The organism is Microbispora sp. H11081 (assembly GCF_012999535.1).
Lineage (GTDB): Bacteria > Actinomycetota > Actinomycetes > Streptosporangiales > Streptosporangiaceae > Microbispora.
Genome location: NZ_JABBWV010000001.1, coordinates 406566 through 420212 on the forward strand (window position 1 = coordinate 406566; position 13647 = coordinate 420212).

Consider the following 13647-nt stretch of genomic DNA (forward strand, 5'->3'; position numbering starts at 1 on the left):
CCCTATCTCACCCTGTTACGCCGCCCTTGCGCGGCTCACCCCGGTACGTGCCGAACGACCAGAGGTTGTCCTCGGGATCGCGGACGACGAACTCGCGGGAGCCGTAGTCCGTGTCGTACGGCTCCATGACGACCCGCGCCCCCGCGGCGGTCGCCCTGGCGAACAACGTGTCCGGGTCGTCGGTCACGGCGTAGGCGCCGAACGTGCCCGGGGGCAGGTTCCACTTGTCGTCCGGTGCGTCGCGGACGCTGCCCATCATGATCCCGCCACCGGCGGGCCAGGAGAGCTGGGCCTGGTCGACGCGGTCGCCCTCGCCGTACACGGCGGTCTCCTCGAAGCCGAACGCCTCGACGTAGAAGGCGATCAGCGCGCGGGCGTTCGAGGCCCGCAGCGTGGGCCATACCTGAGGTGCTGGTGTGGTGTCGGTCATGCCACCGAGTCTGGCGAGCCGTCCTCCGGCCCGGCTTGTACGTTTCGGAACAGCTCGGCTCCGTGGCGGCTCTCCTCCGCCAGCCAGCGGCTGGGCGAGCACCCGGCGAGCGCGCCGAACTCGCGGGCGAGGTGCGCCTGGTCGTAGAACCCGCACTCGGCCGCCGCGTCCGCGAGCGTGAGCCGCCGCCCTGACGCCGCCGCGCCCTGGAGCAGGTGGCGGGCCCGGTCGAACCGGACGACCCGCGCGGCCTCCTTGGGGGACAGGCCGATCTCCTCGCGGAAGCGGCCGTTGAGGTGCCTGGTGCTCCAACCCACCTCGCGGGCGAGGGCGGACACGGTGACCCGCCCGCCGGTGGCCAGCGTCCGGCGCCACGCCCGCGACACCTCGGCCGGGTGCGCCCGCGTGGGGCGCGCGCGCCGGGACAGGACCGTGTCGAGGACCGCGAATCGCTCGTCCCAGCCGGGCGCCTCCAGCAGGCGTTCGCGGAGCTCGCCCGCCGGCCGGCCGAGCACCTCGGCGCCGTCCAGGTCGAGACCGGACAGCTCCCCGGCGGGCAGCCCGAGCAGGGCCCGCGCGCCGAGCGGCGTCAGCGCGAGCTGGACGCCCGACTGCCGGCCGTCGTGCGTGATCAGCGCGGGGGTGGTGTGCAACCCGCCGACCAGCGTGTCGTACGACCCTGGCGGGGTGCGCGGGTCGGGGTGCGCCGCGACGACGAGCGGGTCGTCGAGCGTGACGATCATCGTCAGGTACGGCGAAGGCAGGCCGCGGTGCGTGGCCGGCGGGACTCCGGCCTCGCGGTAGGCGCTGTACCACGCGACCAGTGAACGCAGCGCGGGAGCGGGCCGCCGGTGGAAGAACGTGGTCTCCTCGTGCTCGTCCGCGTCCGCCATCGGCTGGTCCTCCTTCCCGCGGTCCCAGTCTCCACGAAGGAGAGCGCGGCGGCCATCGCCGCGCGCGACGACGGCCGCGGGAGTGCGGCGAGGCCGGACCGAGCGGGCAGGTGCGGCGGGCGGGGGCCGGGGGTGCGACGACGCGCGCGGGTGTCCTCAGCCGCCGGTCAGGCGGCCCCCTCGGCCCCCTCGGCGTCGAGGTCGCGGGACAGCAGGTCCGCGAGGGCGGCGAGGGCCTCCTCCGCCCCCGGGCCTTCGGCCTCCAGGGTGACCTCGGTGCCGTGCCCGGCCCCGAGGGTCAGCACGCCCAGCATGCTGTTGGCGGGGACGGCCTTCCCACCGCCCACGCGGATGCGCACGGGCGCCGCCTGCCGCGCCGCCGCCTCGACGAAGATCTTGGCAGGGCGGGCGTGCAGCCCGGAACGCGAGGCGACCGCCACTGTCTTTTCCGGCATCGCTGTACCTCTCCGATCTCAGGGCTCGATGGTGACCTTGATGGCGGCGCCGCGGGCGACGACGTCGATGGCGTCCATGACCTCGTCCAGGCCGAGGCGATGGGTGATCAGGTCGGCGACCGGCACCGCGCCGTCGGCGATGAGCCGCAGGGCGCGGGCGTTGTGGGCCGGGCTCGATCCGTTGGCGCCGACGATGGTCAGCTCCCGGTAGTGCACCAGGTTGGAATCGCAGGCGATGATCGGGTCGTCCTTCGGCAAGCCGCCGAAGAAGCTGATCCGGCCCTGCCGCGCGGCCATCTGCAACGCCTGCTGCTGGGCCGCCCCGGAGGCCGCCGCCGTGATCACCACGTCGGCGCCCCGGCCTCCGGTCAGCTTGAGCACCTCGTCCACGAGGTCGGTCTCGCCCGAGCAGATCGCCGCGTCGGGCCGTACGAGGTCGGCGGCCATCGTGAGGCGCTCGGCGTTGAGGTCGGCGAGGAACACCCGGGCCGCGCCGCGCGAGCGGGCCAGCCGCACGTGCAGGCAGCCGATCGGGCCCGAGCCGACGACGACCACGTCGTCGCCCTCGCCGACGCGGGCCAGCTCCTGCCCGTTGAGCACGCAGGCGAGCGGCTCGGCGAGGGACGCCTCGGCGAACCCCACCCCGTCGGGGATGCGGTTGAGCCCGTCCACGGCGAGCACTTTGGCAGGCACGACCATGTACTGCGCGAAGCCGCCGTCGTAGTGGTAGCCCATCGACTCCTGGTTGGGGCAGACCGTGAGGTGGCCCCGGCGGCACTCCTCGCACTGGCCGCACGGGATCGCGGCGATCACCTGCACCCGGTCGCCGGGGCTCCAGCCGGTGACGCGCTCGCCGAGCTCCACGATCTCCCCGGCGATCTCGTGGCCCATCACGCGAGGCGGCCTGATGTGGTGGTGCCCGAACCGGTGGATCTTCACGTCCGTGCCGCACGTGGAGCAGTTGCGTACGCGGATCTTGACCTCGCCGGGGCGGGCGACGGGCTCGGGCACCTCCTCCAGGCGGATGTCTCCGGTAGCGTGGAAACGGGCGACTTTCACTCGGAGTCTTCCTCTCCGTCCGGTTGCAGCAGTTGGATGACCTCGTCGACCTCGGTGGCCGCGCGCAGAGCCGCGGCGCGGTCCGGATCGAGCAGGATCTGGGCGAGCTCCGACAGCAGTCGCAGGTGGCCGTCCCCGCGGGCCGCGATGCCGACGCACACCGTCACCCGCTCGCCGTGCCAGTCGACGCCGTCAGGGAAGCGCAGCACGCAGACGGCGTCGTGGCGGACCGCCTCCTTCGAGGTCAGCGTGCCGTGGGGGATGGCGACGCCCTCGCCGACGTACGTGGAGATCGACCGCTCGCGTTCGAGCATGGCATCGGTGTAGCTCCCGTCCACCGCGCCGACCTCCTGGAGGACCGCTCCGCACTGCCGGACGGCGTCCTCGACGTCCCCGGCGGTCGCGGCCGTCCGCACGGCGCGGGGGTCGAGGGGGAGCGGGGCCGTGCCGGCCCGGTCAGCCATCGATCGTGCCCCCGTTCTTGATGGCGGTGACGACCCGCGTCACAGCCGGGTCGCCGATGAAGACCTGGAACGGCACGAGCACGACGCCGGGGGCGCTCGCCCTGGCCCGCTCGGCCAGCCCGGTGTGGCAGACGATCACGTCGGCGTCCCCGGGGATCGAGTTGACCGGGGTGTGCTCCACGCTGACCGCGGTGCCCTTGAGTTGCTTGCGCAGCGTGCTCGCCAGCATGACGCTGCTGCCCATGCCCGCGTCGCAGGCCACGATGAGCTTGCGGACGTCCTTGCCCTCGATGCTGGCCACGGTTCTACGCCTCCTTGGTGGCGGGCACGCTCTCGGCCGCCGTCTCGCCGGTTGTGTCGCGGTTGTCGTCGCTGGTGTCGGTGGTGCCGTTCCGGATGGCGTCCTGCGCCGGGTCGTCCGCCTGGTCGCCGTTGGCGCGTCCGAAGCCCAGCAGCGCGGCGGCGACGGCGAAGGAGACGGCCGTCGCGACCACGATCCCGGCGATCACGCCGAACCAGCCGCCCTTCGGGGTCACCGCCATGTAGGCGAAGATGCTGCCCGGCGACGGCGTCGCGACCAGGCCCGCCCCGGTGACCAGGAAGGTGAGCACGCCCGAGGCGCCGCCGGCGATCACCGCGAGGATCAGGCGCGGCTTCATCAGCACGTACGGGAAGTAGATCTCGTGGATGCCGCCGAAGAAGTGGATGATCATGGCGGCGGGGGTGCTGGGACGCAGGGACCTCGGGCCGAACAGCAGGTAGGCGATCAGCAGGCCGAGGCCCGGCCCGGGGTTGGACTCCAGCATGAACAGGATCGACTTGCCGTGCTTGACCGACTCGGCGACGCCCAGCGGCCCGAGCACCCCGTGGTTGATCGCGTTGTTGAGGAACAGCACCTTGGCCGGCTCGATGATGACCGACGCGATCGGCAGGAGCGAGTGGGTGATGAGCCACTCGACGCCGCTGCCCGCGACCTCGGTGACCTTCTCCACGACGGGGCCGATGGCGAGGACGCCGGCGATCGCCATGACCGCGCCGACGATGCCTGCGGTGAAGTTGTCGACCAGCATCTCGAAGCCGGCCCTGGTCCGCTCGGAGGTGAACCGGTCGACGTACTTGAGGATCAGCGCGGCCAGCGGACCGATGATCATCGCGCCGAGGAACATCGGGACGTCCGCCCCGACGACCACGCCCATCGTGGCGACGGCGCCGACGACCGCGCCGCGCTGGGCGTGGACCATCCGGCCGCCGGTGTAGCCGATGAGCACGGGGAGGAGGGTGCTGATTATCGGGCCGACGAGCTCGGCGAGTGTCTTGTTCGGCAGCCACCCGGTCGGGATGAACAGGGCCGTGATGAGGCCCCAGGCGATGAAGGCGCCGATGTTGGGCATGATCATCCCGGCGAGATGGCCGCCGAAGCGCTGGATCGTGGCCCGCACACCGGTGCCGTGGACGGTGGGGGTATAGGGCGTGGCCATTGACGTGCTCCTTCCGGGGCGACCGGCCTGGCGGGCCGGTTGGTGGGGGGTGGCGCTCATCCCCCGGGTATGAGCGAGCGAAGCGAGTGAATCAGTAGGGACGGTACGTCGTGCTCAGGCGCCCCCGAGCCCTGGGCGAGGGGGTGGCGTGAGCGGCCGGGCCGGGTCGGGGGGACCGATCCGGACGTGTGTGCGATCGATGTCGGCCGGGCCGGGCATCCGGCTGCCGGGCAGCCTCACGGCCGCCCCGGCCCAGGCCAGGCCCTCGGCGAGGGCCGTCCCTCCGCGGGCCCCCGCGGCGAGGAAGCCCGCCAGCAGGGCGTCGCCCGCGCCCACGCTGCTGCGCGGCTCCTCGACGGCGCATTCGCCGTACCAGACCTGTTCGTCGTCCTCGACCAGCAGCGCGCCGTCCGCACCGAGGCTGGTCAGGACCGACCGTGCGCCCATGGCGCGCAGCTTGCCGACCGCATCGAGCGCGTCACCGACACGGGCGATCGACGTGCCGGTGGCCTCGGCGAGCTCGTCGCGGTTCGGCTTGACCAGCGCGGGACCGGCGTTCACCGCGGACACGAGGGCGGGGCCGCTCGTGTCGACCGCGAGGTTGATGCCGGCGCCGGCGAACCGGCGGCACAGCCCGGCGTAGACGTCCACCGGCACACCGGGCGGGAGGCTGCCCGAGGCGACCACCCAGTCGGCCGACCGGGCGGCGTCGAGCACGGCGGCCGCCAGCGTGTCCAGTTCGGCGGGGGTCAGCGCGGTGCCCGGCTCGTTCACCTTGGTGACGGTGCCGTCCGGTTCGGCGATCGCGACGTTGGACCTGGTGGGGCCCTCGACCGGCACGGGGATCATGTCGATGCCCTCCGCCGACAGCAGGTCGAGGAGCCGGCGCCCCTCGCTGCCGCCGTACGGGATGACCGCGCACGACCGGACGTCGTTGGCCAGCAGGGCCCGCGACACGTTGACGCCCTTGCCGCCGGGGTCGAGGTGGGTGGCGGCCGCCCGGATGACGGCCCCGCGGGTGAGCGCGCCGACCTCGATCGTGCGGTCGAGGCTGGGGTTGAGAGTCAGCGTGAGGATCATGCGCGGACGACCTCGGGTCCTGCGGCGGCAAGCGCGGCGGCCTGGTCGGGGTCGAGCCCGGTGTCGGTGATGACGACGTCGATCTCGCCGAGCGTCGCGAAGCGCGCCAGGTAGGTGCCGGAGAACTTGGTGTGGTCGGCCAGCAGGACGGCGCGGTCGGCGCAGGCGATCATCGCCCGCTTGATCGCCGCCTCGGCCGGGTCGGGGGTGGTCAGGCCCTTGGCCACCGAGCAGCCGTTGGTGGCCATGAAGGCCACGTCCACGTTGAGCTGCGACAACTGCTGGATGGCCCAGTCCTCCACGGTCGCCAGCGTCCGGCCGCGCACCCGGCCGCCCAGCATGAGCACGGTCAGGTTGGGGCGGGACGCCAGCACCGTGGCCAGCGGAGGCGAGTTCACGACGACGGTGAGCTCGCGGTCCGGCGGCAGCGCCTGCACGAGCCGGCTCGTCGTGGAGCCCGCGTCGATGACCACGGCGCCGTCCTGCGGGAGCTCGGCCAGGGCGGCCTTGGCGATGCGCTCCTTCTCGGCCGTCAGCACCTCGTCCCTGGCGGCCAGGGCGGGCTCGAACCCCAGGCGCTCGACCGGGATGGCGCCGCCGTGCACGCGCCGCAGGACGCTTGCACGCTCCAGGGCGGTCAGGTCGCGGCGGATCGTCTCCGTCGTGACGCCGAACCGCTCGGCCAGCGTCACCACGTCGACCCGGCCGGCGTCGCGTGCCGCCCGCAGGATCTCCTGCTGCCGCTCCTCGGCGTACATCGTGTTGGTTCACCGCCGTTTCGATGTTGTTTCGTATGTGTTTATACCCGTCCGTGTTGGATGGTCAAGGGTGGTGAAGGTAACGAAACGGGCGCGCCCTATGTCACTGGATCAAGCCGCGCCTCCTCGTTGAGCGTCCTGGGGTGCCCGTGGGGCAGGCCGGTCGGTTCTCCGGGGCATCCGGCAGGGCGGGTGGTGCCGGGCTTGGGCGGCTACGGGTCGCTCAGGTACGCCGAGGGAGGGGTCTGGGAGAAGGCGGCGGCCGAGGCCGCGCGGACTCTCCGCGTCCCCATCGAGACGCACGTCGTCGGTGGCGGGCCGGAGCTCGGCGACCCGGACGGCCGGTTCCCCGCCGCGTACGGGATCACCTCGGCCGGAGCCGTGCTCGTGCGGCCGGACGGGATCATCGCCTGGCGGTCACCCGGCGAAGCCGGCCTCGCGGAGCTGGAAGGCGCGCTGCGTACGTACGGTCCTCGGCTGAGCGGCCGGTGTGCTGGAATCGTGAGATCGAGTGGGGAGGTGCGGATGCGACCGTCGGGACCGGAATGGGCGAGGCGCGGCGACGCCTCGACGGGCACCGGCACGAACTGGCCATGGCGGCGGACCGGCTCTATCCCAGACCGGCTCTATCCCGGACCGGCCAGGGCCGGATCGACCCGTCTGCTCACCAGGGACGGCTGGACTGCGACCCCATGGACCCTGGCCACGCCGCTCGACCTGCGCGAGGTGCGGCTTGGCTGGGTGGAGGACGTTCCCGCCCCCGCCGTCACGGGCCGGGAACCGGAGGCGGCGGCCCTGCTGCCGGATGGAGCCGGCGCCTACCCGGACGCGCTGGGGGCTCTCGCCCGCCCCCGGCTCTTCGAGGACCGCACCTGCTACCGGCTGCTGGAGGTCGCCTGGCCGGAGTTGACCTTCACCCGCGTGCGCCGACCCGGCCAGGGTGGCGCACGGCGGGGGCTCTTCCAGGTCATGCCGGTCGGGGTGTTCCAGCCCGCGCACGAGTCCCCCGGCGAACAGCGAGGGCCGGGTCGTCGGCCGCGTCCCGTTCGACGCGGAGACCGTGCGGCGGTACGTCCGCGACGAGCCGATGCAGGCGGCGGGTGCGGCCGTGCTGGACCTCGCATGGCGGCACCGCGAGGCTCTGCTCTAGTCACTCGCGCGCCGTCCCCGCCGGCCGAGGAGGCCGACGGGGACGACGGGGTACCGGTGTGCGTCGCGGAGGACGGTCAGCCGGCGGAGGTGAGCGCGCCGGCGCCGCCCACGATCGGCAGCGTCACCGTGCTCTTCGTCGTGTCGAGGAACAGCTGCGCGCCGGGGGCGGGCCGGATGGTGTACTCGTAGTCGCTCGACAGCAGCACGACCCCGAGCCGGTGCCCGGCCTGGAAGATGTAGTCGTGCGGCTGCATGTCGAAGTCGAGGCGGTAGGGCGTGCCCGGCTTGACCGGCTCGGTCTTCGAGATCGACTTGCGGTTCTGCGGGTCGGTCCAGCCCCGGGTGATGATCTTCGCCTTGCCGTTCTCGTCGTAGTCGACGAGCAGCGCGGTGACGTTCGCCGCCGGCTGGCCGAAGGACATCCGCAGCGACACCCGCGGGGTGCCGCTGAGCCTGGCCGGCGTGGTCAGCGCCTGCGACAGGTACGCCAGCCGGTTGGGCGAGGTGGTGGCGTCGGCGAGGGTCTGCGCCCGCTTGGTGGCGTCGTCGATGATCGTCTCGGTCACCGGCTTGCCCACCCGGGTCCTGTCGGTGGTGAGGACGCCGGCCGCGCCGCCGGTGCCGGGGGCCAGGTTGAGCTCGGTGTCGACGGCGGCGAGGTCGGGCCACTCGGCGTACTGCACCAGCGTCCTGTCCTCGCGCTGGACCAGCGCGCGGGGGTCGCTCTCCACGCCGTTCTCGTAACCCCACAGGTAGCGGGTGAACCAGCGGTTGAGCACGTCGACGCTGGGGGAGCCGCCGTGCCCGCCCTGGTGCAGGTAGATCTTGTGCGGCACCCCGCGCGCCTTCAGCGCCTCGTACCACTGGGCGGCGTGCTTGGTCTTGACGTTCCAGTCGTTGAGGCCGTGCGCGACCAGCACCGCGGCGTGGACCTTGTCCACGTCGTTCATGTAGTTGCGCTCGTCCCAGAAGGCGTTGTAGTCGCCGGTGACGCGGTCCTGCTCCTTGGCGAGCTCCTCGATGACGCTCCGGCAGACGTCCCTGTCCGCGCGCGTGTAGACGTACTCGGCGAGCACGTCGGTGTCCTCGCCCTGGTAGCCGCCGGCGGCGACGACGGCGCCGTTCGCGCGGTAGTAGTCGTACCAGCTGGAGATCGCGGAGATCGGCACGATGGCCTCCAGGCCCGCGACACCGGTGCTCGCGACCGCGTTGGGCAGCGTGCCGTTGTACGAGGTGCCGATCATGCCGACCTTGCCGGTCGTCCACGTCGCCTTGACCTCGTTCCCGGAGGCGTCGTACGCCTTCGCCCGGCCGTTCAGCCAGTCGACGACCGACTTGGCGCCGATGGTCTCGTTGCGCCCGCCGGTGGTCGGGCAGCCTTCCGACAGGCCGCTGCCGAGCGACTCGGCGTGGACCACCGCGAAGCCGCGCGGCAGCCAGTTGGACTCGTGGCTGGTGCTGATGACCGGCTGCGGGCCGCCCACCGCGTCCGCGGCGGCGGCGGCCGGGGCGCCGGAGTCGTCGGCGGCCGCCGCGGCGAGGCGCTCGTCGGCCGTCGGGTCGAGCAGCCTGCCGCCGCGGTTCTGCCATCCCTTGCCCGGGCGCACCGCCTCGTGGAGCTCGTGGTCCACATCGTGGTTGGCGACGTCGTTGCCACCGGCGTAGTAGGGGCTCACCTCGTAGACCACGGGGGACTTCAGGCCGGCCGTCTCGGTCTCGCGCAGGCGGGTGACCTCGGCGTGAACCCGGTCGCCCCGTCCGTCGCCGTCGCTGTCGACGGGGGTCTCGATCCACACCTCCTCGCGGATCCAGTCGTTGCGGTTCGTGGAGAACACCGGCTGGGCCATGCCGTTCTGGAACACGGGCCCGACGGGAACGGCCGCGCCCGCGGGGGGCGTGCTCAGGGTGATCCCGGTGACCGTGGTGGTGACGGCGAGGCCCAGCGCCGCGGCGCCCCGGCGTGCGGCTCCCGTACGGCGTGACGTGGTGGGCGGGACGAGGCCAGGCGTCTCCTGGCGGGATGAGGACATCGGTTGCCTCTCAAATGCGTTCGGGGGGAGCAGGGCCGGGGAGAATCGGCCCGCAGGCGGCGATGCTAGGGGCGAGTCGTACGGAATGTCGTTAGACATCCGTTCTGTCTTGATCGCGATAAAGTTGAACAGATGTCCAAATCTGCAATGGGGTGTCAGTAGCCGTAGCGGCTCTTCACGCTCCGCCACACATCGCGCAGCATCCACGCGTCGAACTCGGTGATCGAGGTGGCCGAGCCCGCCTTCATGAGGAAGCAGCACTGGCCGGACGGGGTCCAGTCGTAGAAGTCGTCCAGGCCGAAGCTGTGCCCGATCTCGTGGAGGAGGATGTGGATGTCGTCGCTGCCGAGGTTGCCGGTCAGATATTCGGTGCCGACGCGCTGCCCCCAGTCGCCTCCCATGCCGCCCGCCATGCCGTCCGTGAGCCACAGCGACATGTCGTAGTGGTGGGAGGCGCCGCCGGGACAGCCGGGGTAGGCGTCCGGCTCGCCGGACAGGCGGGCGCACGGCTCGGCGCACTGCGGCGCGTCCTCGCTCATGTCGCCGACGTACACGTCGACCGAGTCGTCGCTCCACTGCAGGAGCGCGCGGTCGCGCACGGCCCAGCCGACCACCTTGACGGGCACCTCGGCGTACGGCCAGCCGTTGTGACCGGCCATGACGTCCGTCCACTTCTTGAACGAGCGGGCCAGCGCGGCGTGGATCCCGTCGCGCAGTTCCGCCGACACCGGGGCGGTGGAGTCCCAGCGGACGCAGTAGTTGACGCTGCCGCCGTTGGCCAGGATCTTGTCCCAGGCAAGGTCTCGGGCGCCGTACGGGTCGGCGCTCGCGGCCTCGGCGTGCCGCCTGACCTCGTCGAGCGGCGCGACCAGGGCGGCGGGCGGGCTCCAGTCGCTCGGCCGCACCGCGGTGTCGGCGAGCGCCCTGATCTCCAGCAGGCCGACCGAGGCCTGGCCGCTGCGCAGGACGACACGCAGCCGGCTGGTGGTGACGGCGGGGAACGTGACCGTGTTGTAGGTGTCGGCGGCGGTCGGATAGGTGGCGGGGATGTCCACGTAGGCGCCGCCGTCCCAGCTCTGGAGGCGCCACGAGGCCGGCAGCCGCACGCCGCCCCCGTCGTCGAAGAAGTAGACCTGCACCGAGGAGATCGTCTGGGCGGACGGCCAGGTCAGCAGGGCCCACTGCTCGCCGGCGTTGGGCCAGGTGCCCCAGCGGCGGTTCTTCCTGTCGGCGGACCGGTCCGGGGCGACGCCGTCGTTGATCGCGGCCACGCTCTCCCAGGGAGAGGTGTAGGAGGCGGAGGCGGTGGCCGAGGGGGCCACGTTCGCGACGGCGGCGTCGGTGCCCGCGGGCACCAGGAGGAAGCCCGCGACCAGCGCGAATACGGCGAACAGTCGCCTCATTCTGTCTCCTTCGCGGCGCGGTGGAGCCTTCCCGGCCGCACGGTGGGGGGTGTCGTGCTGTGAAGCGAGTTTTTTACTGTCACAAATGGGGTGTCAAGCCCTCAAATAAGGACGACGTGTTCAATGAGACGTGGACGCGGGGCGAGCCGCGGTGTCCAAGGCGACCCGGTGCCGATGCGATGAGCGGATCATCCTAGGATGACCCGGTGGTCGTGAGGACGAAGCCGCAGGGCCGCGCCCGGTCCACCACCTGGGCACGCCGCATGGCGGTCGCCGCCCTGGTGCTGGCCGCGCTCAACCTCCGGCCCGTCGTCACCAGCCTCGGTCCCGTGCTCGAAGAGGCCCGCGCCGCCCTCGGGATGAGCGCGACAGTCGCGGGGCTGCTCACGTCGGTGCCCGCGGTGTGCTTCGCGCTGGTGGGCACGGCCGCACCCCGCCTGGCCGGCCGTCACGGACCGGACGGCGTCGTCCTCGCCGGACTGGCGGCCGTCGCGGCCGGGCTCGCGCTGCGCCCGTTCGTCGCGAGCACGCCTGTCTTCCTCGCGCTGAGCGGTCTCGCGCTGGCTGGGATCGCGGTCGCCAACGTGCTGCTGCCGGTCGTGGTGAAGCAGCGCTTCCCGGACCGGGTCGGCATGATGACCGGCCTCTACTCCATGGCGCTCAACGTCGGCGCCTCGACCGCCGCGGCCGTCACCGTCCCGCTCGCCGGCGCGTTCGGCGGCGACTGGCGTGCCGGGCTCGGCGCCTGGGCCGTGCTCGCCGCCGTCGCACTGCCGCCGTGGCTCGCCCTCGCCCGTGACGGCCGACGGCAGGCTCGGCGGCGGGCGGACGGGGACGCCGCCGGGGGAGCGGAGACGCGCGTGCGGGTCTCCCGCGAGCCGACGGCCTGGGCGCTCGCCGTCTACTTCGGTCTGCAGGCCACCTCCGCGTACGTCATCATGGGCTGGCTGCCGCAGATCTTCCGCGACTCCGGGCTGTCCGCGCAGGCCGCCGGTCTGCTGTTCGCCCTCACCTCGGTGCTCGGTGTGCCGCTGTCCTTCGTACTGGCCGCCGTCGCGGGACGGCTGCGTGACCAGAAGGGCGTCGCCGTCCTGCTCGGCGTGTTCGGCCTGGCCGGGTACGCCGGACTGTGGGCCGCTCCCGCCGCCGTGCCCTGGCTGTGGGCGGTGCTGCTCGGCGTGGCCAACTGCTCCTTCCCGCTGGCTCTCACGATGATCGCGATGCGCGGCCGGGACGGTGGGACGGTGATCCGGTTGTCCGCCTTCGCGCAGAGTGTCGGGTATCTGCTGTCGATCCCCGGACCCATCGTGGTCGGGGCGCTCTACCAGCACACCGGTGGCTGGCGGGCGCCGCTGGCCCTCGCGGCGTGCCTCATGCTGCCGCAGATCGCGGCCGGGTTCCTCGCCGGCCGCGACCGGCGGATCTGATCGACTGACGACCCGCTGCCCCCCTTGAGGTGGTCCTCCCCGGCCATGGCCCGTCCGACGTCCGCCGCATGCCCCGCGCGGCGAGCGCCGGAACGGGATTCAGCGCAGGCCTCTCACCTGCTGCTTCACCTGTTGCCTCAACTGGGCTTCCACGCGGGGTCGCGGCCGGTGAGCCCGAGCAGCCGGTCCAGCGGCGCGGCGTCGCCCGGCACCGGCACCGGCGGCCCGAACAGGCCGGGGCTGCCCTGCGGATGCTCGGCGACGATGGCGCCGACCCACTGGGACACCCGGTGCACCGCATTGGCGAGCGCGGGATCGTCGGCGGGGTAGGCGGAGCCGGTGGCCACGGCGAGATCCCAGCCGTGCACGAGGATCTCGTCGAGCGCGGACGTCCCGGCGACCTCGGCAGGCAGCACCCCGCCGCCGATCTCGGCCGTGCCGGTCCACGCGGACGGATCCCGCCACGCCTCCGCCAGTTCCGCGAGGCGGGCCGGGATGCGGTCGCGCCAGTCCTCGCCCAGCCTGGACGCGTCCGGCACCGGCGGACGGCCACCACCCTCCAGCGGAATCTTCCGCGCGGCCGAGGCGAAGGCGAGGGAGAGGCCGTCGATGTGATCGAGCAGCTCACCGACCGTCATGCCCTCGCACGGCGTCGGTTCGCCGAGCTGGTCGTCGGACACGTCACGGATGACCGCCGCGAGTCTGTCCGCCGCGGGCCCCAGGTCGGCCGTCACCGGGTCACCGCCACGGTGAGCCGGTCGAGCCGCCGCCGCGGGACGTCCGGATCCGGCAGGGCGAGGCGGACGGGATGCGGGGGTGCGGCCGACGGCGGCTCGCGCCGTACGGCGGGGCGGGTCGCGGATCTGGCGATCATGACGCCTCCTCGGATGGGCGGGCGGGGGATGGCCGAGGACCTGCCGCGGCATATGCGCGTGACGCGCCACACGTCGTGAGCCAGAGAGCGGGCACCTCGCAGGACGCCGCATGATCCTCGATCACATGCTTGACGTTAAGGCCG

At 72.9% G+C, this 13647-nt stretch carries 15 protein-coding genes; 2 read left to right on the plus strand and 13 right to left on the minus strand.

The window, feature by feature from the left end:
* Positions 1 to 7: 7 nt before the first annotated feature.
* From HHX31_RS01745 to HHX31_RS01785, 9 genes are all read right to left on the minus strand, one after another.
* The gene (locus HHX31_RS01745; protein ID WP_169944381.1) at positions 8 to 430 is read right to left on the minus strand and encodes a VOC family protein; all 423 of its coding nucleotides are present in this window, start codon (positions 428 to 430) and stop codon (positions 8 to 10) included.
* A complete protein-coding gene (locus HHX31_RS01750; RefSeq protein ID WP_169944383.1) occupies positions 427 to 1323 on the minus strand; it encodes an AraC family transcriptional regulator in 897 nt (298 codons plus the stop codon). Before HHX31_RS01750 ends, HHX31_RS01745 begins: the two co-directional genes overlap by 4 nt.
* 167 nt (positions 1324 to 1490) lie before the next feature.
* Positions 1491 to 1778, minus strand: coding sequence for an HPr family phosphocarrier protein (locus HHX31_RS01755; protein ID WP_169944384.1), 288 nt, complete (start codon positions 1776 to 1778; stop codon positions 1491 to 1493).
* Positions 1779 to 1796: 18 nt separating this feature from the next.
* Entirely contained in the window at positions 1797 to 2837 is a 1041-nt protein-coding gene (locus HHX31_RS01760) for a zinc-dependent dehydrogenase (RefSeq protein ID WP_169944386.1), read from the minus strand.
* On the minus strand, positions 2834 to 3301 hold the full coding sequence (locus HHX31_RS01765; protein WP_169944387.1) for a PTS sugar transporter subunit IIA: 468 nt from the start codon (positions 3299 to 3301) through the stop codon (positions 2834 to 2836). Before HHX31_RS01765 ends, HHX31_RS01760 begins: the two co-directional genes overlap by 4 nt.
* Positions 3294 to 3602 carry a PTS lactose transporter subunit IIB gene (locus tag HHX31_RS01770; RefSeq protein WP_169944389.1) on the minus strand — a complete coding sequence of 103 codons (309 nt, stop codon included), beginning with the start codon at positions 3600 to 3602 and terminating at the stop codon, positions 3294 to 3296. Before HHX31_RS01770 ends, HHX31_RS01765 begins: the two co-directional genes overlap by 8 nt.
* A gap of 4 nt (positions 3603 to 3606) precedes the next feature.
* Positions 3607 to 4779 (minus strand): PTS mannitol transporter subunit IICB, encoded by a 1173-nt coding sequence (mtlA, locus tag HHX31_RS01775; protein ID WP_169944390.1) that lies wholly within the window; start codon positions 4777 to 4779, stop codon positions 3607 to 3609.
* A 114-nt stretch (positions 4780 to 4893) separates the two neighbouring features.
* Entirely contained in the window at positions 4894 to 5859 is a 966-nt protein-coding gene (pfkB, locus tag HHX31_RS01780) for a 1-phosphofructokinase (protein ID WP_169944391.1), read from the minus strand.
* Entirely contained in the window at positions 5856 to 6617 is a 762-nt protein-coding gene (locus HHX31_RS01785; RefSeq protein ID WP_169944393.1) for a DeoR/GlpR family DNA-binding transcription regulator, read from the minus strand. Before HHX31_RS01785 ends, pfkB begins: the two co-directional genes overlap by 4 nt.
* 204 nt (positions 6618 to 6821) lie before the next feature.
* Here HHX31_RS01785 and HHX31_RS01790 point away from each other — a divergent pair, with 204 nt between their 5' ends.
* Entirely contained in the window at positions 6822 to 7958 is a 1137-nt protein-coding gene (locus HHX31_RS01790; protein ID WP_169944395.1) for a hypothetical protein, read from the plus strand.
* On the opposite strand, the gene HHX31_RS01795 is transcribed toward HHX31_RS01790, so the two are convergent.
* Positions 7844 to 9799: a Xaa-Pro dipeptidyl-peptidase gene (locus HHX31_RS01795; protein ID WP_169944397.1), complete on the minus strand. Its 1956-nt coding sequence runs from the start codon at positions 9797 to 9799 to the stop codon at positions 7844 to 7846. The two genes, HHX31_RS01790 and HHX31_RS01795, sit on opposite strands and share 115 nt — an antisense overlap.
* Positions 9800 to 9954: 155 nt before the next feature.
* Positions 9955 to 11202, minus strand: a complete 1248-nt coding sequence (locus HHX31_RS01800) for a discoidin domain-containing protein (RefSeq protein WP_169944398.1) — start codon at positions 11200 to 11202, stop codon at positions 9955 to 9957.
* A 206-nt stretch (positions 11203 to 11408) separates the two neighbouring features.
* On the opposite strand from HHX31_RS01800, the gene HHX31_RS01805 reads away from it, so the two are divergent.
* Complete coding sequence (locus tag HHX31_RS01805; RefSeq protein WP_211589150.1) at positions 11409 to 12629, plus strand: MFS transporter; 1221 nt, start codon at positions 11409 to 11411, stop codon at positions 12627 to 12629.
* 137 nt (positions 12630 to 12766) lie between these two features.
* On the opposite strand, the gene HHX31_RS01810 is transcribed toward HHX31_RS01805, so the two are convergent.
* Complete coding sequence (locus HHX31_RS01810; protein WP_311931158.1) at positions 12767 to 13363, minus strand: TIGR03086 family metal-binding protein; 597 nt, start codon at positions 13361 to 13363, stop codon at positions 12767 to 12769.
* The gene (locus HHX31_RS34010; RefSeq protein ID WP_249345338.1) at positions 13360 to 13503 is read right to left on the minus strand and encodes a hypothetical protein; all 144 of its coding nucleotides are present in this window, start codon (positions 13501 to 13503) and stop codon (positions 13360 to 13362) included. Before HHX31_RS34010 ends, HHX31_RS01810 begins: the two co-directional genes overlap by 4 nt.
* Positions 13504 to 13647 lie beyond the last annotated feature (144 nt).

What these genes read in the sequence shown, in the direction of transcription:
- HHX31_RS01795 (WP_169944397.1), bottom strand. Translation starts at nt 9,799, where the DNA reads ATGTCCTCATCCCGCCAGGAGACGCCTGGCCTCGTCCCGCCCACCACG.
- mtlA (WP_169944390.1), bottom strand. Translation starts at nt 4,779, where the DNA reads ATGGCCACGCCCTATACCCCCACCGTCCACGGCACCGGTGTGCGGGCC.
- HHX31_RS01755 (WP_169944384.1), bottom strand. Translation starts at nt 1,778, where the DNA reads ATGCCGGAAAAGACAGTGGCGGTCGCCTCGCGTTCCGGGCTGCACGCC.
- HHX31_RS01765 (WP_169944387.1), bottom strand. Translation starts at nt 3,301, where the DNA reads ATGGCTGACCGGGCCGGCACGGCCCCGCTCCCCCTCGACCCCCGCGCC.
- HHX31_RS01785 (WP_169944393.1), bottom strand. Translation starts at nt 6,617, where the DNA reads ATGTACGCCGAGGAGCGGCAGCAGGAGATCCTGCGGGCGGCACGCGAC.
- HHX31_RS01800 (WP_169944398.1), bottom strand. Translation starts at nt 11,202, where the DNA reads ATGAGGCGACTGTTCGCCGTATTCGCGCTGGTCGCGGGCTTCCTCCTG.
- pfkB (WP_169944391.1), bottom strand. Translation starts at nt 5,859, where the DNA reads ATGATCCTCACGCTGACTCTCAACCCCAGCCTCGACCGCACGATCGAG.
- HHX31_RS01750 (WP_169944383.1), bottom strand. Translation starts at nt 1,323, where the DNA reads ATGGCGGACGCGGACGAGCACGAGGAGACCACGTTCTTCCACCGGCGG.
- HHX31_RS01745 (WP_169944381.1), bottom strand. Translation starts at nt 430, where the DNA reads ATGACCGACACCACACCAGCACCTCAGGTATGGCCCACGCTGCGGGCC.
- HHX31_RS34010 (WP_249345338.1), bottom strand. Translation starts at nt 13,503, where the DNA reads ATGATCGCCAGATCCGCGACCCGCCCCGCCGTACGGCGCGAGCCGCCG.